At 44.3% G+C, this 23,307-nt stretch carries 23 protein-coding genes, 1 riboswitch and 2 other annotated features; of the genes, 18 read left to right on the top strand and 5 right to left on the bottom strand.

Going from position 1 to position 23,307, the window contains the following annotated elements; translation table 11 throughout:
* Nucleotides 1-201 precede the first annotated feature (201 nt).
* From HMPREF1149_RS07615 to HMPREF1149_RS07630, 4 genes are all read left to right on the top strand, one after another.
* Complete coding sequence (locus HMPREF1149_RS07615; protein ID WP_000191985.1) at nt 202-1,380, top strand: galactokinase; 1,179 nt, start codon at nt 202-204, stop codon at nt 1,378-1,380.
* A gap of 11 nt (nt 1,381-1,391) precedes the next feature.
* Nucleotides 1,392-2,051, top strand: coding sequence for an HAD family hydrolase (locus HMPREF1149_RS07620; RefSeq protein ID WP_000340242.1), 660 nt, complete (start codon nt 1,392-1,394; stop codon nt 2,049-2,051).
* On the top strand, nt 2,048-3,535 hold the full coding sequence (locus HMPREF1149_RS07625) for a UDP-glucose--hexose-1-phosphate uridylyltransferase (protein WP_000077633.1): 1,488 nt from the start codon (nt 2,048-2,050) through the stop codon (nt 3,533-3,535). Before HMPREF1149_RS07620 ends, HMPREF1149_RS07625 begins: the two co-directional genes overlap by 4 nt.
* A 69-nt stretch (nt 3,536-3,604) precedes the next feature.
* A complete protein-coding gene (locus HMPREF1149_RS07630) occupies nt 3,605-4,009 on the top strand; it encodes a PaaI family thioesterase (RefSeq protein ID WP_000651224.1) in 405 nt (134 codons plus the stop codon).
* Nucleotides 4,010-4,041: 32 nt separating this feature from the next.
* Here the strand turns inward: HMPREF1149_RS07630 and HMPREF1149_RS07635 are convergent, their stop codons facing one another.
* From HMPREF1149_RS07635 to HMPREF1149_RS07650, 4 genes are all read right to left on the bottom strand, one after another.
* Nucleotides 4,042-5,304 (bottom strand): nucleobase:cation symporter-2 family protein, encoded by a 1,263-nt coding sequence (locus HMPREF1149_RS07635; protein ID WP_001171646.1) that lies wholly within the window; start codon nt 5,302-5,304, stop codon nt 4,042-4,044.
* Complete coding sequence (locus HMPREF1149_RS07640) at nt 5,304-5,885, bottom strand: xanthine phosphoribosyltransferase (protein WP_000770434.1); 582 nt, start codon at nt 5,883-5,885, stop codon at nt 5,304-5,306. The genes HMPREF1149_RS07635 and HMPREF1149_RS07640 overlap by 1 nt, the downstream gene beginning before the upstream one ends.
* Nucleotides 5,886-6,010: 125 nt before the next feature.
* Nucleotides 6,011-6,106, bottom strand: a riboswitch (purine riboswitch).
* 131 nt (nt 6,107-6,237) lie between these two features.
* Nucleotides 6,238-6,624, bottom strand: coding sequence for a bleomycin resistance protein (locus HMPREF1149_RS07645; protein WP_000386237.1), 387 nt, complete (start codon nt 6,622-6,624; stop codon nt 6,238-6,240).
* An 11-nt stretch (nt 6,625-6,635) separates the two neighbouring features.
* Complete coding sequence (locus HMPREF1149_RS07650) at nt 6,636-7,463, bottom strand: exodeoxyribonuclease III (RefSeq protein ID WP_000767448.1); 828 nt, start codon at nt 7,461-7,463, stop codon at nt 6,636-6,638.
* Between the two features lie 134 nt (nt 7,464-7,597).
* Between HMPREF1149_RS07650 and HMPREF1149_RS07655 the strand changes: the two genes are divergently transcribed.
* The 14 genes from HMPREF1149_RS07655 (at nt 7,598) to trpA (ending at nt 22,675) form a co-directional block, all read left to right on the top strand.
* Nucleotides 7,598-8,053, top strand: coding sequence for a DUF3290 family protein (locus HMPREF1149_RS07655; protein ID WP_000675340.1), 456 nt, complete (start codon nt 7,598-7,600; stop codon nt 8,051-8,053).
* Nucleotides 8,050-8,685: a DUF421 domain-containing protein gene (locus HMPREF1149_RS07660; RefSeq protein ID WP_000174452.1), complete on the top strand. Its 636-nt coding sequence runs from the start codon at nt 8,050-8,052 to the stop codon at nt 8,683-8,685. Before HMPREF1149_RS07655 ends, HMPREF1149_RS07660 begins: the two co-directional genes overlap by 4 nt.
* Nucleotides 8,686-8,891: 206 nt before the next feature.
* Nucleotides 8,892-10,637, top strand: coding sequence for an ABC transporter ATP-binding protein (locus HMPREF1149_RS07665; RefSeq protein ID WP_000022637.1), 1,746 nt, complete (start codon nt 8,892-8,894; stop codon nt 10,635-10,637).
* The gene (locus HMPREF1149_RS07670) at nt 10,627-12,369 is read left to right on the top strand and encodes an ABC transporter ATP-binding protein (RefSeq protein WP_001180044.1); all 1,743 of its coding nucleotides are present in this window, start codon (nt 10,627-10,629) and stop codon (nt 12,367-12,369) included. The genes HMPREF1149_RS07665 and HMPREF1149_RS07670 overlap by 11 nt, the downstream gene beginning before the upstream one ends.
* Nucleotides 12,370-12,552: 183 nt before the next feature.
* A complete protein-coding gene (locus HMPREF1149_RS07680) occupies nt 12,553-13,245 on the top strand; it encodes a sugar transferase (protein ID WP_000922231.1) in 693 nt (230 codons plus the stop codon).
* 42 nt (nt 13,246-13,287) lie between these two features.
* On the top strand, nt 13,288-14,514 hold the full coding sequence (locus tag HMPREF1149_RS07685; RefSeq protein WP_001134529.1) for a DegT/DnrJ/EryC1/StrS family aminotransferase: 1,227 nt from the start codon (nt 13,288-13,290) through the stop codon (nt 14,512-14,514).
* A 42-nt stretch (nt 14,515-14,556) separates the two neighbouring features.
* Nucleotides 14,557-14,782: a binding site (T-box leader), on the top strand.
* Nucleotides 14,783-14,943: 161 nt separating this feature from the next.
* Nucleotides 14,944-16,122 carry a tryptophan synthase subunit beta gene (gene trpB, locus HMPREF1149_RS0102095; protein ID WP_000208433.1) on the top strand — a complete coding sequence of 393 codons (1,179 nt, stop codon included), beginning with the start codon at nt 14,944-14,946 and terminating at the stop codon, nt 16,120-16,122.
* Nucleotides 16,119-16,344, top strand: a binding site (T-box leader). It overlaps the preceding gene by 4 nt.
* Before the next feature lie 71 nt (nt 16,345-16,415).
* Complete coding sequence (trpE, locus tag HMPREF1149_RS07695) at nt 16,416-17,777, top strand: anthranilate synthase component I (protein WP_000439657.1); 1,362 nt, start codon at nt 16,416-16,418, stop codon at nt 17,775-17,777.
* Entirely contained in the window at nt 17,774-18,340 is a 567-nt protein-coding gene (locus HMPREF1149_RS07700; protein ID WP_000601910.1) for an aminodeoxychorismate/anthranilate synthase component II, read from the top strand. The genes trpE and HMPREF1149_RS07700 overlap by 4 nt, the downstream gene beginning before the upstream one ends.
* Nucleotides 18,341-18,350: 10 nt before the next feature.
* Nucleotides 18,351-19,355: an anthranilate phosphoribosyltransferase gene (gene trpD / locus HMPREF1149_RS07705; RefSeq protein WP_000658673.1), complete on the top strand. Its 1,005-nt coding sequence runs from the start codon at nt 18,351-18,353 to the stop codon at nt 19,353-19,355.
* A complete protein-coding gene (gene trpC, locus HMPREF1149_RS07710) occupies nt 19,352-20,119 on the top strand; it encodes an indole-3-glycerol phosphate synthase TrpC (RefSeq protein WP_000076510.1) in 768 nt (255 codons plus the stop codon). The genes trpD and trpC overlap by 4 nt, the downstream gene beginning before the upstream one ends.
* On the top strand, nt 20,106-20,705 hold the full coding sequence (locus HMPREF1149_RS07715) for a phosphoribosylanthranilate isomerase (RefSeq protein WP_000169906.1): 600 nt from the start codon (nt 20,106-20,108) through the stop codon (nt 20,703-20,705). The genes trpC and HMPREF1149_RS07715 overlap by 14 nt, the downstream gene beginning before the upstream one ends.
* Entirely contained in the window at nt 20,683-21,906 is a 1,224-nt protein-coding gene (trpB, locus tag HMPREF1149_RS07720; RefSeq protein ID WP_000331259.1) for a tryptophan synthase subunit beta, read from the top strand. Before HMPREF1149_RS07715 ends, trpB (HMPREF1149_RS07720) begins: the two co-directional genes overlap by 23 nt.
* A complete protein-coding gene (trpA, locus tag HMPREF1149_RS07725; protein ID WP_001127018.1) occupies nt 21,899-22,675 on the top strand; it encodes a tryptophan synthase subunit alpha in 777 nt (258 codons plus the stop codon). Before trpB (HMPREF1149_RS07720) ends, trpA begins: the two co-directional genes overlap by 8 nt.
* On the opposite strand, the gene HMPREF1149_RS07730 is transcribed toward trpA, so the two are convergent.
* The gene (locus HMPREF1149_RS07730; protein WP_000566517.1) at nt 22,647-23,306 is read right to left on the bottom strand and encodes a prepilin peptidase; all 660 of its coding nucleotides are present in this window, start codon (nt 23,304-23,306) and stop codon (nt 22,647-22,649) included. The genes trpA and HMPREF1149_RS07730 overlap by 29 nt on opposite strands.
* Nucleotide 23,307: the final 1 nt, after the last annotated feature.

Genomic DNA, 23,307 nt, shown 5'->3' on the forward strand with positions numbered 1-23,307 from the left:
GTAAAAAGGATTGACCTTGGTAAATCCCTTGGATACAATAGAAGAAAACGATTACACGTTAAGATGATACTCAATGAAAATCAAAAAGCAAACTAGGAAGCTAGCCGCAGGCTGTACTTTAGTACGGCAAGGTGAAGCTGACGTGGTTTGAATTTGATTTTCGAAGAGTATGACTTAACGGACAGTCAAAGGAGAAATCATATGACACAACATCTTACTACTGAAGCCCTTCGCAAAGACTTTCTTGCCGTTTTTGGTCAAGAAGCAGACCAAACTTTCTTTTCACCAGGTCGTATCAATTTGATTGGTGAACACACGGATTACAATGGTGGACATGTTTTCCCAGCAGCTATTTCCTTGGGAACTTATGGGGTGGCTCGCAAACGTGACGACCAAGTTTTGCGTTTCTACTCAGCCAACTTTGAGGACAAAGGTATCATTGAAGTTCCTCTTGCTGACCTCAAATTTGAAAAAGAGCACAGCTGGACCAATTATCCAAAAGGGGTCCTCCATTTCTTGCAGGAAGCTGGCCATGTTATTGACAAAGGGTTTGATTTCTATGTCTTTGGGAATATCCCAAATGGTGCAGGCTTGTCTTCATCAGCATCTTTGGAACTTTTGACAGGGGTCGTGGCAGAGCATCTCTTTGGTTTAAAACTAGACCGTTTGGATTTGGTTAAAATCGGAAAACAAACAGAAAATTACTTTATCGGAGTCAACTCTGGTATCATGGACCAATTTGCCATCGGTATGGGGGCAGACCAACGTGCCATTTACCTAGATACCAATACGTTAGAATACGACTTGGTGCCACTTGATTTGAAGGACAATGTCGTTGTTATCATGAACACCAACAAACGTCGTGAACTGGCGGACTCTAAGTACAATGAACGCCGTGCTGAGTGTGAAAAAGCTGTGGAAGAATTGCAAGTTGCCTTGGATATTCAGACCTTGGGTGAATTGGATGAGTGGGCCTTTGACCAATACAGCTATCTGATTAAAGATGAAAATCGCTTGAAACGTGCTCGTCATGCTGTGCTTGAAAACCAACGTACCCTCAAAGCGCAAGCAGCTCTTCAGGCAGGTGATTTGGAAACCTTTGGTCGTTTGATGAATGCTTCTCACGTTTCTCTAGAACATGACTATGAAGTAACTGGCTTGGAATTGGATACCCTTGTTCACACAGCTTGGGCTCAGGAAGGTGTTCTGGGTGCTCGTATGACAGGGGCAGGATTTGGTGGCTGTGCCATTGCCTTGGTGCGAAAAGATGCTGTTGAGGCCTTTAAAGCAGCTGTTGGCAAGCACTATGAGGAAGTCGTTGGATATGCTCCAAGCTTCTATATCGCTGAAGTTGCAGGTGGCACTCGCGTTTTAGACTAGGAGAGAAGTAAATGGACGCTGTAATATTTGATTTAGATGGCTTATTAGCTGATACTGAGATCATTTCTCTAAAAGTTTATCAAGAATTGCTTAAAGATTTTGGAATTCCTTTCACAGAAGAAACATATTCTAGAGAATACAGTGGACATAGGGAAGAGGAGAATGTTCAACGATTTTTAGATAACTATGATTTACCTTGGAACTTTGACCAAACCTTGGAAAAAGTTTATGAACTGGAAGCTCGAATATTAGCCAAAGGTGTAAATTTAAAAAAAGGTGCTAAAAATTTGCTTGCTTTTTTGCAAAGAGAAGGTATTCCAATCGCTCTAGCAACTTCAAGTGTTGAATCTAGAGCTAGAATGATTTTGGATAGTAATGGGATACTGTCCCTATTTGACCATCTAGTTTTTGCAAAAGATGTAAAGCGAAGTAAACCTTACCCTGATATATTTTTAAAGGCCTGTATTGATTTGAATGTTTTACCAGAGAATTGCTTAGTACTAGAGGATAGTGAAGCAGGGATTGAAGCAGCGTATAGAGCTGGGATACCAGTTATTTGTATTCCAGACTTAAAAATGCCAGCACAGTCTTTCTTAAATAAAACAGAACAAGTTTTTCAGGATTTAGATGCTGTCAGAGATTATTTAGAAAGTAAGAAGGAGAATCAATGAGTCAAGGAGTTCTAGATGCATTTATCACGGAAGTCATTGCTGAAAGTTCATTTGAGGAAATGGATCGAATCTACCTAACCAATCGTGTCTTAGCACGAGTGGGTGAAGGTGTTTTGGAAGTTGAGACTGATCTGGATGAGTTGATTGACCTCAAGGACCAGTTAGTCGAGGAAGCAGTTCGATTAGAGACGATTGAGGACAGTCAGACTGCGCGTGAAATCCTCGGTTCTGAACTGATGGACTTGGTAACTCCTTGTCCAAGTCAGGTTAATCGTGACTTTTGGACAACCTATGCTCACTCTCCTGAGCAGGCGATAGGGGATTTTTACCAGCTCAGCCAGAAAAATGACTACATCAAGCTCAAGGCTATTTCTAAGAATATCGCTTATCGTGTACCATCAGACTACGGAGAACTGGAGATTACTATCAATCTGTCTAAACCTGAAAAGGATCCAAAAGAGATTGCGGCAGCTAAGTTGGTTCAAGCTAGCAATTACCCACAGTGTCAACTCTGTCTAGAGAACGAAGGCTACCATGGTCGGGTTAACCATCCAGCTCGAAGCAATCACCGCATTATCCGTTTTGAAATGGCGGGTCAGGAGTGGGGCTTCCAGTATTCGCCCTATGCTTATTTTAATGAGCACTGTATTTTCTTAGACGGCCAGCATCGCCCCATGGCTATCAGTCGTCAGAGCTTTGAGCGTCTGCTGGCTATTGTAGAGCAGTTTCCTGGCTATTTTGCAGGCTCTAATGCCGACCTGCCAATCGTGGGAGGCTCTATTCTCACCCATGACCACTATCAAGGAGGCCGTCACGTGTTTCCTATGGAATTGGCTCCTTTGCAAAAGGCTTTCCGATTTGCTGGTTTTGATCAGGTCAAGGCTGGGATTGTCAAGTGGCCTATGTCAGTGCTACGTTTGACCTCGGATTCAAAAGAAGATTTGATCAACTTGGCTGATAAGATATTGCAGGAATGGCGTCAGTATTCAGATCCTGCAGTGCAAATTTTGGCAGAGACAGACGGGATACCGCATCACACCATTACACCCATTGCGCGTAAGCGTGATGGACAGTTTGAATTGGACTTGGTCTTGCGGGACAATCAGACTTCGGCAGAGCATCCGGATGGCATCTATCATCCCCACAAGGATGTCCAACATATCAAGAAGGAAAATATCGGCTTGATTGAGGTCATGGGCTTGGCTATTTTGCCACCACGCCTGAAAGCAGAAGTGGAGCAAGTCGCTAACTACCTAGTGGGAGAAGATGTCTCAGTTGCCGCTTATCATCAGGAATGGGCAGACCAACTCAAAGTCCAACATTCAGATCTGACGGATAAAGAAAAAGCCCTTGAAATCGTTAAGGACTCTGTGGGTGCTATCTTTGCTCGTGTACTTGAGGATGCAGGAGTCTACAAGCAAACGGAACAGGGACAAGCATCCTTTATGCGCTTTGTGGAACAGGTCGGAATTTTACCAGACTAGGAGCTTTCTCCTTGCACAGTCCTATAAAAAGTAGTATTATAGTGTCGTTTGAACTATCAGGAGGAAACGATGAAAGATTTTCATTTTGATGCTATCTCTGCCTTTGAAAATTACGAAATAGAACAAATGAGAGATGGTCACGTTGTGGTAACGACAAAAGTAGTGGACTCGTCGCTCAACTACTATGGCAATGCCCATGGTGGCTATCTCTTTACTCTCTGTGACCAGATTAGTGGTTTGGTGGTTATCTCGCTGGGGCTTGATGGAGTGACACTCCAATCCTCTATCAATTACCTCAAAGCTGGAAAACTCGACGATGTATTGACCATTAAAGGAGAATGTGTCCATCAAGGTCGCACAACCTGTGTCGTGGATGTTGATATCACTAATCAAGAAGGAAGAAATGTCTGCAAGGCAACATTTACCATGTTTGTCACAGGCCAGAGGTCAGAAGAAAGACAGGTAAGGATATAGAGAAACAAAAAAGAGGCTCACACCTCTTTTTCTTATTTCTTTTTATGATTTAATACGGCATTGAGGACAATGGCGAGGAGGCTGGCTACGACGATTCCGTTTGAGAAGAACATTTGGAAGGCTGTCGGCATGCTGACAAAGAGATTACTGTTGTTGAGTCCGACACCTGCAGCGATTGATACAGCTGCGATAAGGAAGTTATGTTCATTGTTAGCAAAGTCAACACGAGCGAGGATTTGCATCCCTTGAATAGACACAAAACCAAACATTACCAGCATGGCACCACCGAGGACAGGGCTTGGAATGATTTGGGCAAGGGCGCCAAATTTAGGAAGGAGTCCAAGGAGAACGAGGAAACCAGCTGCGTAGTAGATTGGCAGGCGAGTCTTGATACCTGATAATTTAACCAACCCAACGTTTTGTGAAAATCCTGTGTAAGGGAAGGTGTTAAAGATTCCTCCGAGAAGTACGGCTAAACCTTCTGCGCGGTAACCGTTGCGCAGGCGCGTGCTGTCGATTGGGTCTTTCGTGATATCAGACAAGGCTAGGTAAACACCAGTCGACTCAACCATAGACACCGTTGCGATGATACACATCATTACAATAGATGAGATTTCAAAGGTTGGCATTCCAAAGTAGAGTGGAGTTGGGACATGGACAAGTGGTGCTGCTGCAACAGGAGAGAAGTCGACCAAGCCCATGCTAGCAGCAATGGCAGTTCCAACAACTAGACCAATCAAAATAGAGATAGACTTGATAAATCCTTTAGTAAAGATGTTAATCAAGAGGATAATCAAAACAGTGATAGCTGCAAGCAAGAGACTTTGACCAGTTGGCTCTGGAACGTTATTTCCCATATTTCCAATAGCGACAGGGATCAAGGTTAAACCAATCGTGGTAATAACAGATCCTGTTACGATAGATGGGAAGAGATTGGCCACTTTTGAGAAGATGCCTGAAACAAGAACCACGTAAATCCCTGATGCGATAAGGGCACCAAACATAGCGCCACTACCATGGCTTTGCCCAATCATAATCAAGGGAGCGACTGATTGGAAAGCAACTCCGAGAACGACTGGTAGCCCAATTCCAAAGTATTTGTTGAGTTGGAGTTGGAGGAAGGTTGCCACCCCACACATGAAGATATCTGTGGAGATTAGGTAGGTCAACTGCTCAGCTGAATAGCCAAGAGCTGTCGCAATCATGATAGGAACCAGGATAGAACCTGAGTACATGGCTAGTAAGTGCTGCAAGCCAAGAACAGCTGCTTGCGAGTGTTTTTCTTGTTTTTGCATTAGAGATCTGCCTCCTTAAATACGACCTGACCATTTTCGAAACGATCCAAACGGGCCAGTGATAGGACTGGATACCCTGCTTTTTCAAGCAAATCACGACCATCTTGGAAAGATTTTTCAATCACGATACCAATCGCTTCAACTTTTGCTCCGGCTTGTTCGATGATTTGGATCAAGCCTTTGGCAGCTTGTCCATTTGCTAGGAAATCATCGATAATCAAGACCTTGTCCTCTGGTGAAAGGAATTTTCCAGCGATGGAAACGGTGCTGGTCACCTGCTTGGTAAAGGAGTAAACCTCAGCAGTTAAGATGCCTTCGTTCATGGTGATGTTTTTAGCTTTCTTGGCGAAAATCATGGGAACATTTAAAGCTTCGGCAGTAAAAACGGCTGGGGCAATACCTGACGCTTCAATGGTTACGACCTTGGTAATGCCAGCAGTTGCGAATTTTTCCGCAAAAACCTTACCAATCTCCCGCATCAAACGATAGTCAACTTGATGGGTTAAAAAGGAATCTACCTTGAGGATGTTGTCACCCAAGATATGCCCATCCTGAAGGATGCGCTCTTCTAATAATTTCATAAGACCTCCTAAAGTCTAAACTCTTTTGTGTTTTTCTATCGCCTTTATCGTCTCAAAAAGGGCTAGAAAAAAGGACCTACTTAATTCCCTAAGCAAGTCCCCAAAATAGGCATGGCCAAAACCATACCTTCAGCTGACATACTCATTGTTAGGTGTTCCAGCACCTTGTAGAAACGTCGTGCCAATTCACGACATAAACAAGTAAAATGATATTCAATTTTAAATAGGCTACTGCCAATGTTTTTATTTTACACCAATTAGCTTTATAAATCAAATATTTTGTTAGCAAATAGATCATAAAAGCGAACGAAAAAGCCTACAAGGCTAGATAGTATTGTAGACTTCGATTATTCTATTCGCTAAATCTTAGAAAATAACCATCTGGATCCAAAATCGCAAATTCATGAGGGTAAATAAAGCTATCTCCCACTCGAAATTCTCTTTTTGTCAGCGGACGATAAATAGGATAGTTGGCCTCCAGCAGTTTTTGGTGGAGCTGAGGGACATCTTCAATACCAAAGGAAATATTGACACCGCGCCCGAAAGGATAGGTTAGTTGGGCTAATTCTTCTGTGCTGCCTTCTTCTAGCATAAGTTGGCAGTCTTCAAGCGAGAGGAAGAGAAATTTCTCCTCTGGACGCTCGTATTCGACAGAAAATCCCAGCAAGTCGCAGTAGAAGTGGCGTGACTTTTCGAGGTCAGATACTACAAATTCAGGAATGACAGCTTGATAGTCCATTAGCTTTCTCCTTAGAGTTCAATTTCCAATACAATCGGCGTATGGTCTTGACGCGCACCTGAGTCAATCATGTCAGACTTAGTCACCTTGTCAGCCACGCGATTGCTGGTGAGCCAGTAGTCGATTCTCCAGCCTGTATTGTTGATTTTAGAAGTCTTGCTGCGTTGCGCCCACCAAGTATAACGTTCTGGGACATCGCCGTGAAGATGGCGGAAGGTGTCAGTAAACCCAGTTGCCAAAAGGTTGGTAAATCCAGCACGTTCCTCGTCTGTAAAACCAGGTGAACGGCGATTGCTGGCAGGATTTGCAAGGTCAATTTCCTTGTGAGCTACGTTGTAGTCTCCAGTCGCAAGGACTGGTTTTTCTTTGTCTAACTCAGCTAGATACTCAGCATATTTGACATCCCAGACTTGGCGTTCTTCCAAGCGTTTGAGACCGTCGCCAGCGTTTGGAGTGTATACTTGGGTCACGAAAAATGTATCAAATTCCAAGGTGATGATACGGCCTTCTAAGTCCATGGTAGAAGGAGCACCGATTTCTGGGAAGCTAATCGTTGGTGTGAGTTCTTTCTTATAAAGGAACATGGTTCCAGCGTAGCCTTTGCGAGCAGGCTCTTGAGAGGAACGCCAAGTGTTTTCATAACCTGGGAAGAGTTCTTCTAAAATTTCCAAGTGTTTTTTTGTAGGCCCTTTTGCAGAAAGCTTGGTTTCCTGAATAGCGATAATATCAGCATTTTCGGCTACCAAGGTTTGTAGGACTTCTTGGGACAATTTTGCACGAGCTGAGTCGCTCGTTAGGGCTGCATTGAGGGAATCGATATTCCATGATATGAGTTTCATAAACTTACCTTTTTCATTCAGATTACAGACTATATTATACCAAAAAAAGGCGTATTTCCCCAACGTATGGTTTGAAAAATCACCCTCTTTCGTTTATAATTAAGAATGATTTTATGAAAGGGAGATGAAAATAGATGAAATTCTATTCTTACGACTATGTACTCAGCCAAATCAGTCAGCAAAATGGCATCATGATTGGTTTAGGGATTGTCCTATTAGCTGTGACAGGATTTTTTGCTTTTAAAGCCTATCGAGATAAAAAGGGGACTAAGTTTCGGGAATTGGTCATGATTTTGGCCTTGACCTTGGTAGCCATGCTTTTGGTAACAATCTCAAAATACCAGACCAATCAAGCCTCTAACAACCAATTTCAAACTTCCCTTCATTTCATAGAGGTTGTTTCCAAAGACTTGGGAGTGGATAAATCAGAAGTTTATGTCAATACTTCTGCAGCCACTGATGGAGCACTTATCAAGGTAGGTTCAAATTTCTATCGTGCCATGAACGGGAGCCAACCAGACAAGTATCTTTTAGAGAAATTAGAATTGCATCAAACAGACGCTATTGAATTGGTGGAGGTAAACAAATGACACTCAATTATATGGAAATTTTAATCAAACTGGCCTTGGGTCTTTTCTCTCTTGTTTTTGTTATTAATGTGACAGGAAAGGGGAATCTAGCACCTAACTCTGCTACAGACCAAATTCAGAACTATGTTCTTGGTGGTATCATCGGTGGGGTGATTTACAATAGTTCAATCAGCATTCTGCAGTACGCAGTGATTTTGATGATGTGGACGATTTTGGTCTTGACCCTCAAGTGGCTCAATAACAATGTTCGTTTTGTCAAACGCTTGATTGATGGAAAACCAACTCTCCTTATCAAAAATGGGCAGATTGACCCAGAAGCCTGTCGTTCAGTTGGTTTGTCTGCAGCAGAAGTTGCTCTCAAACTTCGTAGCCAAGGAATTTTCCAGATGAAACAGGTCAAACGAGCTGTGCATGAGCAAAATGGCCAACTCATCGTGGTCCAAATGGGAGATGAAAATCCTAAGTATCCAGTTGTGACTGACGGTGTGATCCAAGTCGATGTTTTGGAATATATTGACCGTAGCGAAGAGTGGTTGCTTGATAATCTCAGCAAACAAGGGCATGACAATGTGGCCAATATCTTTATCGCTGAGTATGACAAGGGTGCCGTCTCAGTCGTAACTTATGAATAAGAAAAACCTGGGGTCTTGTACTCTTCAAAAATCAAATTCAAACTGCGTCAACGTCGCCTTGCCGTATGTAGGTTACTGACTTCGTCAGTTCTATCTACAACCTCAAAGCAGTGCTTTGAGCAGCTTGCGGCTAGTTTCCTAGTTTGCTCTTTGATTTTCATTGAGTCTTGGCCTCAGGTTTCCATTTGCAATCAGAAAGGGATTTTATGTCCATTATTCAAAAACTTTGGTGGTTTTTCAGGTTAGAAAAACGCCGTTATCTAGTCGGGATTATGGCCTTGGTCTTGGTTTCCGTCCTCAATCTCATTCCTCCCATGGTTATGGGGCGGGTGATTGATGCCATTACATCGGGGCAATTAACCCATCAGGACCTCCTTCTTGACCTATTTTACTTGCTTCTTGCGGCCTTTGGGATGTACTATCTGCGATATGTTTGGCGCATGTATATCCTTGGAACTTCCTACCGTCTGGGGCAGATTATGCGCTCTCGATTGTTTGAGCATTTCACAAAAATGTCGCCAGCCTTTTATCAGACCTATCGAACGGGAGACCTGATGGCACACGCCACCAATGATATCAATGCCCTAACTCGTCTCGCAGGTGGAGGAGTCATGTCAGCAGTGGATGCTTCCATCACGGCGCTGGTGACTTTGCTGACCATGCTTTTTAGCATTTCTTGGCAGATGACTCTGGTTGCCATTCTTCCCTTGCCTTTCATGGCCTATGCGACCAGTCGTCTAGGGAGAAAGACCCACAAGGCCTTTGGCGAGTCACAGGCGGCATTTTCCGAACTCAATAACAAGGTGCAGGAGTCTGTATCGGGTATCAAAGTGACCAAATCTTTCGGTTATCAGGCGGACGAGTTGAAGTCCTTTCAGGCAGTAAATGAATTGACCTTCCAAAAGAACCTCCAAACCATGAAATACGATAGTCTCTTTGACCCTATGGTTCTCTTGTTTGTTGGTTCATCCTATGTTTTAACCCTTTTGGTCGGTTCCTTGATGGTTCAGGAGGGACAGATTACGGTTGGGAATCTGGTCACCTTTATCAGCTACTTGGATATGCTGGTCTGGCCTCTTATGGCCATTGGTTTCCTCTTTAATATCACTCAGCGAGGCAAGGTTTCTTACCAACGGATTGAGGAACTTTTATCTCAGGAATCACCTGTAAAAGACCCTGAGTTTCCTCTGGACGGTATTGAAAATGGACGTTTGGAGTACGCTATTGACAGCTTTGCCTTTGAAAATGAGGAGACACTGACGGATATTCACTTTAGTTTAGAAAAAGGACAAACCCTAGGCTTGGTCGGACAGACAGGCTCTGGGAAAACGTCCTTGATTAAGCTCCTCTTGCGTGAATACGATGTGGATAAGGGAGCTATTTATCTAAACGATCACGATATTCGTGATTATCGTCTGACAGACCTTCGTGGTCTCATGGGCTATGTCCCTCAGGACCAGTTCCTCTTTGCGACCTCTATCTTAGACAATATCCGCTTCGGCAATCCTAATTTGCCCCTTTCAGCGGTCGAGGAAGCGACTAAACTAGCTCAAGTTTACCAAGATATTGTGGACATGCCTCAGGGATTTGATACGCTGATCGGTGAAAAGGGAGTCAGTCTCTCAGGTGGTCAAAAGCAACGTCTGGCTATGAGTCGGGCTATGATTTTAGACCCTGATATCTTGATTCTAGATGATTCCTTGTCAGCCGTGGATGCCAAGACAGAGTATGCGATTATCGACAATCTCAAGGAGACGCGCAAGGACAAGACAACTATTATTACAGCACATCGACTCAGTGCAGTTGTCCATGCAGATCTGATTTTGGTTCTGCAAAATGGCCAAATCATAGAACGCGGTACACACGAAGACCTGCTAGCTTTAGATGGCTGGTATGCCCAAACCTACCAGTCTCAGCAATTGGAAATGAAAGGAGAAGAAGATGCAGAATAAGAAAGAACAATGGGTTGTATTGAAGCGCTTGATGTCTTATCTCAAGCCCTATGGCCTCCTGACCTTTTTGGCACTCAGTTTTCTCCTCGCGACGACGGTCATTAAAAGTGTCATTCCCCTTGTAGCTTCCCACTTTATCGACCAGTACCTCAGCAATCTCAACCAACTTGCTGTGACCGTTTTGCTGGTCTACTATGGTCTTTATATCCTACAAACTCTAGTTCAGTATATCGGCAATCTTCTCTTTGCGCGGGTTTCCTACAGTATTGTCAGAGATATTCGTCGGGATGCCTTTGCCAATATGGAGAAACTGGGCATGTCTTATTTTGACAAGACGCCAGCAGGTTCCATCGTCTCTCGTTTGACCAATGATACCGAGACCATCAGTGACATGTTTTCGGGAATTTTATCCAGCTTTATCTCAGCTGTTTTCATCTTTCTGACAACCCTGTATACCATGTTGGTGCTGGATTTTCGTTTGACAGCTTTAGTCTTGCTCTTTCTTCCCTTGATTTTCCTTTTGGTCAATCTCTATCGGAAAAAGTCAGTGAAAATCATCGAAAAAACCAGAAGTCTCTTGTCGGATATCAATAGTAAGCTGGCAGAGAATATCGAGGGAATCAGGATTATCCAGGCCTTTAATCAAGAGAAGCGCCTGCAGGCAGAATTTGATGAAATCAACCAAGAACACTTGGTCTATGCCAACCGATCTGTAGCCTTGGATGCCCTCTTTTTGCGTCCTGCCATGAGTTTGCTGAAACTCCTAGGCTACGCCGTTTTGATGGCTTACTTTGGTTACCGTGGTCTGTCTATCGGGATAACGGCCGGAACCATGTATGCCTTTATCCAGTACATCAACCGTCTCTTTGATCCCCTGATTGAGGTAACGCAAAACTTTTCAACCCTTCAAACGTCCATGGTATCTGCAGGTCGTGTCTTTGCCTTGATTGACGAAACGACCTATGAGCCTCTTCAAAAAGATGGGAAAGCTAAAGTCAAAGAAGGCAATATCCGTTTTGAACATGTGTGTTTCTCATATGATGGCAAACATCCGATTCTGGATGATATTTCCTTTTCAGTTAACAAGGGCGAAACCATTGCCTTTGTAGGTCATACAGGTTCTGGGAAATCTTCCATTATCAATGTCCTCATGCGCTTTTATGAATTTCAGTCAGGCCGCGTTCTCTTGGATGATGTGGATATCAGGAACTACAGTCAGGAAGAGCTGAGAAAAAACATCGGTTTGGTCTTACAGGATCCCTTCCTCTATCACGGGACTATCAAGTCCAATATCGCCATGTACCAAGATCTTAGTGATGATCAGGTCCAGGCTGCAGCTGCCTTTGTCGATGCAGATTCCTTTATTCAGGACCTTCCGCAGGGTTATGATGCACCTGTTTCTGAGCGTGGTTCGAACTTTTCTACTGGCCAACGCCAGCTTCTTGCCTTTGCTAGAACTGTCGCCAGTCAGCCTAAAATCCTGATTTTGGATGAAGCGACAGCCAATATTGACTCTGAAACAGAAAGTTTGGTTCAAGATTCCCTAGCTAAGATGAGACAGGGTCGGACGACCATTGCTATTGCTCATCGCCTTTCGACCATCCAAGACGCCAACTGCATCTACGTCTTGGACAAGGGGCGTATCATCGAGAGTGGAACCCATGAGGAACTCTTGGCCTTGGGAGGAACCTATCACAAAATGTATAGCTTGCAGGCTGGGGCCATGTCCTAATACTCTTTGAAAATCTCTTCAAACCATGTCAGCTTTATCTGCAACCTCAAAGCTGTACTTTGATTTTCATTGAGCACCAGAAGGAAATTCTTCAAATCACAGATTTCTTGCACCGCCTTTTCCATTTTGTGGTATAATGAAAAATGTTGACAAATAGTATAATAAAAACAAAGGAGAAACAGCATGCTGAAATGGGAAGACCTACCCGTGGAAATGCAATCAAGCGAGGTTAAGTCTTACTACCAGCTTGTCTCTAAAAGGAAAGGTTCGCTGGTTTTCAAGCGTTGCCTGGACTGGGTTCTGGCCCTGTTTTTGCTACTTTTGACCTCTCCCGTCTTTCTTGTCTTGAGCATTTGGATCAAGTTGGATAGCAAGGGACCTGTCATTTACAAGCAAGAGCGCGTGACCCAGTATAATCGTCGGTTCAAGATTTGGAAGTTCCGTACTATGGTAACGGATGCGGATAAAAAAGGAAGTCTGGTGACTTCTGCTAACGATAGTCGCATTACCAAGGTTGGAAATTTCATCCGCCGTGTGCGTTTGGACGAACTACCTCAGCTGGTCAATGTCCTTAAAGGCGAAATGTCCTTTGTAGGGACCCGTCCTGAAGTGCCACGTTACACAGAGCAGTATAGTCCTGAAATGATGGCGACCTTGCTCTTGCCAGCAGGAATCACCTCTCCAGCCAGTATCAACTACAAGGATGAGGACACCATCATCAGTCAGATGACAGAGAAAGGTCTGTCGGTTGACCAGGCCTATGTCGAACATGTCCTTCCTGAAAAGATGCGCTATAATCTCGCCTATCTCCGAGAGTTTAGTTTCCTTGGAGACATCAAAATCATGTTTCAAACCGTGTTTGAAGTACTAAAATAAAGTAGTCATGAGAAAATGAGTACAGATAAAAGGAGCAAATCAATGCCAAATTACAATATTCCATTTTCACCTCCCGATATTACCGAAGCTGAAATTGCTGAAGTAGCGGATACCCTTCGTTCTGGTTGGATCACAACAGGTCCGAAGACAAAAGAACTGGAGCGCCGCTTGTCTCAATACACACAGACACCTAAGACTGTCTGCCTCAACTCTGCGACAGCCGCTCTTGAGTTGATTTTGCGTGTTTTGGAAGTGGGACCTGGGGATGAAGTCATCGTTCCAGCTATGACTTATACAGCTTCATGTAGTGTTATCACACACGTAGGAGCGACACCTGTCATGGTGGATATTCAAGCAGATACGTTTGAGATGGACTATGACTTGCTTGAGCAAGCCATCACTGAAAAGACTAAGGTGATTATTCCGGTTGAGCTTGCAGGGATTGTTTGCGACTATGATCGTTTGCTCCAAGTGGTGGAGAAGAAACGGGACCTCTTTACAGCTGCTAGCAAGTGGCAAAAAGCCTTTAACCGTATCGTAATTGTCTCAGATAGTGCCCATGCTTTGGGATCTACTTATAAAGGACAACCAGCTGGATCTATCGCTGACTTTACTTCCTTCTCATTCCACGCCGTTAAGAACTTTACAACGGCTGAGGGAGGAAGTGCGACTTGGAAAGCCAATCCAGCGATTGATGACGAAGAGATGTACAAGGAGTTCCAAATCCTTTCCCTTCACGGTCAAACAAAGGATGCTCTTGCCAAGATGCAATTGGGTTCATGGGAGTACGATATCGTCACACCAGCCTACAAGTGCAATATGACCGATATCATGGCTTCGATTGGTTTGGTACAATTGGACCGTTACCCAGCTTTGCTAGAACGTCGTAAGGACATCGTGGACCGCTATGATCGTGGTTTTGCAGGTTCTCGCATCCGTCCATTGGCACACAAGACTGATAGTGTCGAATCTTCACGCCACCTCTACATCACCCATGTAGAAGGAGCAAGTTTAGAAGAACGCAACCACATCATCCAAGAATTGGCCAAAGCAGGAATTGCAAGTAATGTACACTATAAACCGCTTCCTCTCCTGACAGCCTATAAGAATCTTGGTTTCGATATGGCAGATTATCCAAGAGCCTATGCCTTCTTTGAAAATGAAATTACGCTTCCTCTTCATACAAAATTAAGCGATGAAGAAGTTGATTACATCGTTCAGACTTTGGTGAGAATTTCTGAAGAAATCCTCGGTTCTGGAAAAAAATAATAAAAAATCTTGACAAAAAGCGGACAATAGCATATAATATTCTCAACAAATCAGAAAAGTAACTATTTTTGATCTTCAGGGAGCCTGTGGTGATTGTGAACAGGTGGTTGGAAGTAGTGAAAGTGGGCTGATTTTAAAAATGAATTTGAAACAATGAAAATTCGGTGCGCACACCTTACAGTGCAACTTGTTGTTAGACAAGGCAGAGATGTAAAGGGGAATAGTCCCTTTATAATTGAGGTGGCACCGCGTTACCAACGCCCTCACATGGAAGTAGATTCTGTGTGTGGGCTTTTTTCTTTCGGTCATTTTGTTTATCTTTTATTAGGGCGTTAAGTCGCTTTGATGAACTTGAGTTCTATCTGCAGCTCCTTGCCTACTACTAAAAGCAAACAAAAAGCCGAATTAATATGGAAAGAGGAAAAATTTATGACAACTAAAGGTTATTTTGGACAATTTGGTGGTAGTTTTGTACCGGAGCCGATTCAGGCTTTGTTGGATGAGTTGGAAATGACATTTGACAAATACAAGGATGATCCAGAGTTTTTGGCAGAATTTCGCCATTACTTGAAGGATTATTCAGGTCGTGAAACACCGCTTTATTTTGCGGAAAGTTTGACAGATCACTTAGGTGGCGCTAAGATTTATCTCAAGCGCGAAGATCTTAACCACCTTGGTTCTCACAAACTTAACAACGTTTTAGGACAAATTCTTCTTGCCAAACGTATGGGCAAAAAACGAGTGATTGCGGAAACAGGAGCTGGTCAGCACGGTGTTGCGACAGCAGCAGCTGCAGCTAAGTTTGGTATGGCTTGTGATGTCTACATGGGGGCAGAAGATGTGGAGCGTCAACGTCTCAATGTTTTCCGCATGGAGATGATGGGAGCAACTGTTCACGCGGTTGAAACGGGGACACGAACTCTCAAGGATGCGGTCGATGCAGCCTTTGGAGCATGGATGAATGACCTTGAAGCCTTCTATGTTTTGGGATCGGCTGTGGGACCTCACCCTTATCCTACTATTGTCCATGAGTTTCAAAAGGTCATCAGTGAAGAATCTCGTCGTCAAATCTTGGAAAAAGAAGGCCGTTTACCAGACTACGTCATTGCCTGTGTAGGTGGTGGTTCCAATGCTATCGGTGCTTTTTCACAGTATGTGGCTGATGAAGAAGTCAAATTGGTTGGGGTCGAAGCTGCCGGTCACGGACTTGACACAGACAAGCATGCAGCCACTATGACAAAGGGTAGTGTCGGAATTGTCGATGGTATGAAGACCTATGCAGTCTTTAAGGAAGACGGAGAGCTGGCGCCAGTTTACTCTATCTCAGCTGGTTTGGACTATCCAGGGGTTGGCCCAGAACACGCCTACTTTAAAGATTCAGGTCGCGTGGAATATGTGGCAGCGACAGACGAAGAAGCTGTTCAAGCCTTGCTCCTTCTTAGTAAGACAGAAGGGATTATCCCAGCGATCGAAAGTTCGCACGCCATCGCAGAAGCGGTTAAACGTGCACCGAAACTAAGTAAAGATGAGATCATCATCATCAATGTCTCTGGTCGTGGAGACAAGGACGTAGCTGCGATTGCAGACTACCTAGAAGCTAAAAAATAAAAGATGGAAAAATTACAGTCTTTTCTCTCACAGAGAGCTTGTGGTTGCTGGAAACAAGCAGAGAAAGCTGTAAGGTTGGGTCCATTTGAAACGAGAGAAGAAAACATAATTCTCAAGGGAGTGCCCTTTATCGCACAGCCTGTTATAGGAAAGTTCTGAGACAGGAATGAGAGATAGGAGAAATCCTATAATTGAGGTGGCACCGCGAATTTCGTCCTCACGCAAGTTATTTTGCGTGGGGATTTTTCATACAGTCGCCACGGATTAGAAGTAGAACTGAAAGGGAAATTACAATGGAACGAATCATTCATGGAGATGTCTTATCACCAATCTTGGCTTATATGCGCTTAAAAGGACAACACAAGGTGATCTTAGAGAGTATTCCGAGAGACAAGGAAACCGCTCGTTTTTCTATTTTAGCCTATAATCCTGTTTTTGAGATTAAGTTTGAAAATGGAGTCCTTTATCAAAATGGTCAAGTGATTGATCGGAATCCCTTGGATTTCCTTTTTGAAGTGACTTATAAGAGCCAGCACCATTCAGACCTCCCTTTTGGTGGGGGAGCCATTGGCTTTGTGGGTTACGATATGATTTCTCTATATGAAGAAATTGGACAAATCCCTCAAGATACCATTGGGACTCCAGACATGCATTTCTTTGTCTATGAGAGCTATATGGTTTTTGACCACAAGAAAGAAAAAATTCATGTCATAGAGGATGCTCTTTATAGCAATCGCAGTCAAGAAGATTTGGAAAAAGCCTTGAACCAAGTGCTTGAGGAATTACGCATTCCTGCTCCAAATGAATTTGAAGATTTGGATCTATCTCCGCTGGACTTCAAACCGCATATCGCTCCTCAGAAGTTTGAGGAAATGGTCGAAACAGCTCGCGACTTGATTCGTAATGGTGACATGTTCCAATGCGTACTCAGTCAGCGCTTCTCAGCAGAAGTTACTGGAAATCCATTTGACTTCTACAGAAATCTCCGCGTGACCAATCCTTCTAATTACCTCTATTTTTATGATTTTGGGGATTATCAAATCATCGGTGCTAGTCCTGAAAGTTTGGTTTCTGTCAAAAATAGCATCGTAACTACCAATCCGATTGCAGGTACGCGACCAAGAGGGGCTACGGATGAAGAGGACAAGGCCTTGGCGACTGACCTGCTTTCTGATGAGAAGGAAACAGCAGAACATCGAATGTTAGTAGACTTAGGGCGTAACGATATCGGTAGAATTGCTGAAACGGCAAGTGTCCAAGTCACCAAGTATATGGAAGTGGAGCTCTTCCGTTATGTCATGCATTTGACCAGCGTGGTCAAGGGACGTTTGCTTCCAGAACTCAATGCCATGGATGCCTTGAAAGCTACACTTCCAGCTGGAACAGTGTCAGGAGCTCCAAAGATTCGAGCTATGAGACGGATCTATGAACTGGAAACAGAAAAACGTGGTGTATACGCGGGAGCAATCGGCTACTTGTCTGCGACGGGTGATATGGATTTCGCCATTGCCATCCGAACTATGATTCTCAAAGATCAAACAGCCTATGTACAGGCTGGGGCAGGGATTGTCTATGACTCCATCGCCCAAAACGAATACCAAGAAACCATTAACAAGGCTAAATCTATGACTAGAATTGGAGAACTAAGACCATGATTTTATTGATTGATAACTATGATTCTTTTACCTATAACTTGGCGCAATACATTGGGAATTTTGCAGAAGTGCAGGTCTTGAGAAATGATGATCCCAAGCTGTATGAAGAAGCTGAAAAAGCAGATGGTTTGGTCTTTTCTCCTGGTCCTGGTTGGCCAGTTGATGCTGGAAAGATGGAAGACATGATTCGTGATTTTGCTGGCAAGAAGCCGATTTTAGGGATTTGTTTGGGGCACCAAGCCATCGCAGAAGTCTTTGGTGGGAAGCTAGGTTTGGCTCCAAAAGTCATGCATGGAAAACAAAGCAATATCAGCTTTGAAGCGCCATCTGTTCTCTATCAAGGCATTGAGGATGGTCGTCCAGTCATGCGTTACCACAGTATTTTAATTGAAGAAATGCCAGAAGACTTTGAAGTGACAGCTCGTTCGACTGATGACCAAGCCATTATGGGAATTCAACACAAAAGCCTGCCCATTTATGGCTTCCAGTACCATCCAGAGAGTATCGGAACGCCAGATGGCTTGTCTTCTATTCGGAATTTTATCGAGAATGTTGTAAAGTGAGGAAACTAGGATGAAAGAGATTATTGAAAAATTAGCAAAATTTGAACATTTATCAGGTGTGGAAATGACGGATGTCATTGAGCGTATCGTGACTGGGCGTGTAACTGAGGCGCAGATTGCTTCTCTCCTCTTGGCCCTTAAGATGAAGGGGGAAACACCGGAAGAGCGCACAGCCATTGCACAAGTCATGAGAGGACATGCCCAACACATTCCAACTGAGATTCATGATGCTATGGACAACTGTGGTACAGGTGGGGACAAGTCTTTCAGCTTTAACATCTCAACAACTGCAGCCTTTGTCTTGGCTGGTGGTGGCATTCACATGGCTAAGCACGGTAACCGCTCGATTTCTTCTAAATCTGGTTCGGCAGACGTCCTTCAAGCATTAGGCATCAATCTTGACCTCAAACCAGCTGAACTAGGTAAGGTCTTTGATAAAACTGGAATCGTCTTTCTCTTTGCTAAAAATATGCACCCAGCTATGAAATACATCATGCCAGCACGTTTGGAACTAGGAATTCCAACGATTATGAACTTGACTGGTCCACTGATTCACCCAATGGCCTTGGAAACACAGCTGCTTGGCATTAGTCGTCCAGAACTGCTAGAAAGTACAGCTCAGGTTTTGAAAAATATGGGTCGCAAGCGTGCCATTGTGGTTGCTGGACCAGAAGGTCTTGATGAAGCTGGCTTGAACGGAACAACCAAGATTGCTCTTCTTGAAAATGGCGAAATCACCTTATCCAGCTTCACTCCAGAGGATTTGGGGATGGAACGCTACGCTATTGAAGATATTCGTGGAGGAAATGCTCAGGAAAATGCAGAAATTTTGCTCAGCGTTCTGAAAAACGAACCAAGCCCATTCTTGGAAACGACAGTATTGAATGCTGGTCTTGGTTTCTATGCCAATGGTAAGGTAGCTAGTATCAAGGAAGGAGTTGCCTTGGCCCGTCAAGTGATTGCTAGTGGCAAGGCCCTTGAAAAACTCAGACTGTTACAGGAGTACCAAAAATGAGTCAGGAATTTTTAGCACGAATTTTAGAGCAGAAGGCTCATGAAGTCGAGCAGATGAAGCTGGAGGAAATCCAGCCCTTGCGCCAGACCTATCGCTTGGCAGCATTTTTGAAGAATCACCAGGACCGTTTGCAGGTAATCGCTGAAGTCAAGAAGGCTAGCCCTAGTCTGGGAGATATCAATCTCAATGTGGATATTGTGCAACAGGCCCAGACTTATGAAGCGAACGGCGCAGTGATGATTTCGGTTTTGACAGATGAAGTTTTCTTTAAAGGGCATTTGGATTATTTACGTGAGATCTCCAGTCAGGTAAACATTCCAACGCTCAACAAGGACTTTATCATCGACGAAAAGCAAATCATCCGCGCCCGCAATGCAGGTGCGACAGTCATCTTGCTCATTGTCGCTGCCTTGTCAGAAGAACGCCTCAAGGAACTGTATGACTACGCGACAGAGCTTGGTCTGGAAGTCTTGGTGGAAACTCACAATCTAGCTGAACTAGAGGTAGCCCACAGACTTGGTGCTGAGATTATTGGGGTTAATAACCGCAACTTGACCACCTTTGAAGTCGACTTGCAGACTAGTATAGACTTGGCCCAGCACTTTAAGGAAGATCGTTATTACATTTCTGAATCTGCTATTTTCACAGGACAGGATGCGATACGTGTTGCACCATACTTTAACGGAATTTTGGTGGGAACAGCGCTCATGCAGGCAGAAGATGTGGCCCAGAGAATCAAGGAGTTGCAGATTGACAAAGGTTAAAATTTGTGGATTATCGACCAAAGAAGCGGTAGAGACAGCTGTGTCAGCAGGGGCAGACTACATCGGTTTTGTCTTTGCACCTAGTAAAAGGCAGGTGACCTTGGAAGAGGCTGCTGAGCTGGCAAAGCTCATTCCTATGAACGTTAAGAAGGTTGGTGTATTTGTTTCACCAAGTCGAGCTCAACTGCTAGAAGCGATTGAAAAAGTTGGTTTGGACTTGGTTCAAGTTCATGGTCAGGTAGCAGATGATTTGTTTGAGGATTTGCCTTGTGCCAGCATTCAGGCGGTGCAGGTGGATGGAAATGGTCATGTGCCTCATTCTCGGGCAGACTATCTACTCTTTGATGCCCCTGTGGCTGGAAGTGGCCAGACCTTTGACTGGGGTCAACTGGATACGGCAGAACTAGCTCAACCATTTTTCATCGCAGGTGGGGTTAATGAAGACAATGTAGTACAAGCAATTCAACGCTTTACTCCCTACGCAGTAGATGTATCAAGTGGAGTGGAGACGGATGGACAAAAAGATCATGAAAAGATTAGAAGATTTATAGAGAGGGCAAAGAATGGCATATCAAGAACCAAATAAAGATGGATTTTACGGAAAATTCGGTGGACGTTTTGTCCCAGAAACATTAATGACAGCAGTTTTGGAGCTGGAGAAGGCCTACCGTGAAAGTCAAGCAGACCCAAGTTTCCAAGAGGAATTAAACCATCTCTTACGACAGTATGTAGGACGTGAAACGCCTCTTTACTACGCAAAAAACTTGACCCAGCATATTGGCGGAGCCAAGATTTACCTCAAGCGTGAAGACCTTAACCATACAGGGGCTCACAAGATTAACAATGCCTTGGGACAGGTTCTTCTGGCTAAACGCATGGGTAAAAAGAAAATTATCGCTGAAACTGGTGCTGGTCAGCACGGTGTGGCAACTGCAACAGCTGCGGCCCTCTTTAACATGGAATGTACCATCTATATGGGTGAGGAAGATGTCAAACGCCAAGCTCTTAATGTCTTCCGCATGGAGCTTTTGGGAGCCAAGGTCGAGGCAGTGACAGATGGTTCGCGCGTGCTCAAGGATGCGGTTAATGCAGCCCTTCGTTCATGGGTGGCTAATATCGACGATACCCACTATATCCTTGGTTCTGCCTTAGGACCTCATCCATTCCCAGAAATAGTTCGTGACTTCCAAAGTGTCATCGGTAAGGAGGCCAAACAACAGTACCGTGACTTGACAGGTCAAGATTTGCCAGATGCCCTAGTAGCCTGTGTTGGTGGTGGTTCGAATGCTATCGGTCTCTTCCATCCATTTGTGGAAGATGAATCTGTAGCTATGTATGGGGCTGAAGCAGCAGGACTAGGTGTGGACACGGAGCACCACGCAGCGACCTTGACCAAGGGTCGTCCGGGTGTCCTTCACGGTTCCCTCATGGATGTGCTTCAAGATGCCCATGGTCAAATTCTTGAAGCCTTCTCTATCTCAGCAGGGTTAGACTACCCTGGTATCGGTCCAGAACATTCTCACTATCATGATATCAAACGTGCCAGCTATGTTCCTGTGACAGACGAGGAAGCCTTGGAAGGATTCCAGCTCTTGTCTCGCGTGGAAGGAATTATTCCAGCCTTGGAATCAAGCCATGCCATTGCCTTCGCAGTGAAATTAGCCAAAGAACTTGGACCAGACAAGTCTATGATTGTCTGCCTATCCGGTCGTGGGGACAAGGATGTGGTCCAAGTCAAAGACCGCTTGGAAGCAGATGCAGCAGAGAAGGGAGAAGCTCATGCCTAAGACACTAACAGAAAAATTGAACGCTATCAAAGCAGCTGGAAAAGGAATTTTTGTTCCCTATATCATGGCTGGAGACCATGAGAAAGGATTAGATGGTCTTGGTGAAACAATCCACTTTTTAGAAGATTTGGGTGTTTCAGCTATTGAAGTGGGTATTCCCTTTTCAGACCCTGTTGCAGATGGACCTGTGATCGAAGAAGCAGGTTTGCGCAGTCTAGCTCAAGGGACCTCAACCCAGGCTTTGGTTGAAACCTTGAAAACCATTCAGACTGAGGTGCCACTGGTCATCATGACCTACTTCAACCCGCTCTTTCAGTACGGTGTGGAGAAATTTGTCAAAGATTTGGCAGATACAGCGGTTAAGGGCTTGATTATCCCAGACCTGCCTCATGAGCATGCCAACTTTGTGGAGCCATTTTTGGCAGACACAGATATCTCCTTGATTCCCTTGGTTAGCTTGACAACAGGAATTGAGCGTCAGAAAGAGTTGATTGAAGGAGCTGAAGGCTTCGTCTATGCTGTTGCCATCAATGGAGTGACAGGGAAATCAGGCAATTACCGTGCAGACTTGGACAAGCACTTGGGACAATTGCATCAAGTAGCTGACATCCCAGTCTTGACAGGTTTTGGTGTATCTAGTCAAGCCGATGTCGAACGCTTCAATGCGGTGTCAGATGGCGTTATCGTCGGTTCAAAAATTGTAAAAGCTCTCCACCAAGGAGAGCCGATTCAGGACTTTATCAAACAAGCAGTAGCTTACCAAAAATAATCAAACAAGCAGCAAGTAAGAGGAAAGGCACGAAAGGAAGTCTTTCCTTTTTCTTTTGTAGGAGAAAAGCCAAGATACCCGTCGCAGAAGCAAACTGAATCAAGATGAGTAATTCGGTCACACTAAAGACAAGAGTACAAGAAGCCAGAAAGAGAAAATCCCCTGCTCCCATGCGGATATCGATAAAATGGGCCATGATTCCGAGGACAAGGAAGAATACCATAACCAGATTCCAACTACAGAAAGCCATGAGGATTAGATGGAACGTCAGCCAGACCAGTAAGGGATATTCCTGATGGCGAAAGTCATAGATGCCCAAGGTTGAGCCAGCAGTGATGAGGATGATTTGACCTAAGGAAAGCCAGCCCCAAGACCAAGCCAGAAAGAGGAATCCCAAGCCCAATTCAAATAAGGCATACCAGAAAGGATAGTGTGCCTTGCAGTAGCGACAGCGAAAGCGATTGAAAACCTGAGAGAGGATCGGAATCAAATCTAAGGGACGCAAGCGAGTCTGACAGGAATCACAGTGACTAGCCGGTCGGATAATGGATTGCTCAGGAAAACGGTCAATGACCAAACCCAAGAAAGAAGCGAGAATGCTCCCGACAAGAAAAAAATAAAGATCAATCATA

Source organism: Streptococcus sp. BS35b, assembly GCF_000286475.1.
In the GTDB taxonomy this organism is placed as follows: Bacteria; Bacillota; Bacilli; order Lactobacillales; family Streptococcaceae; genus Streptococcus; species Streptococcus oralis_W.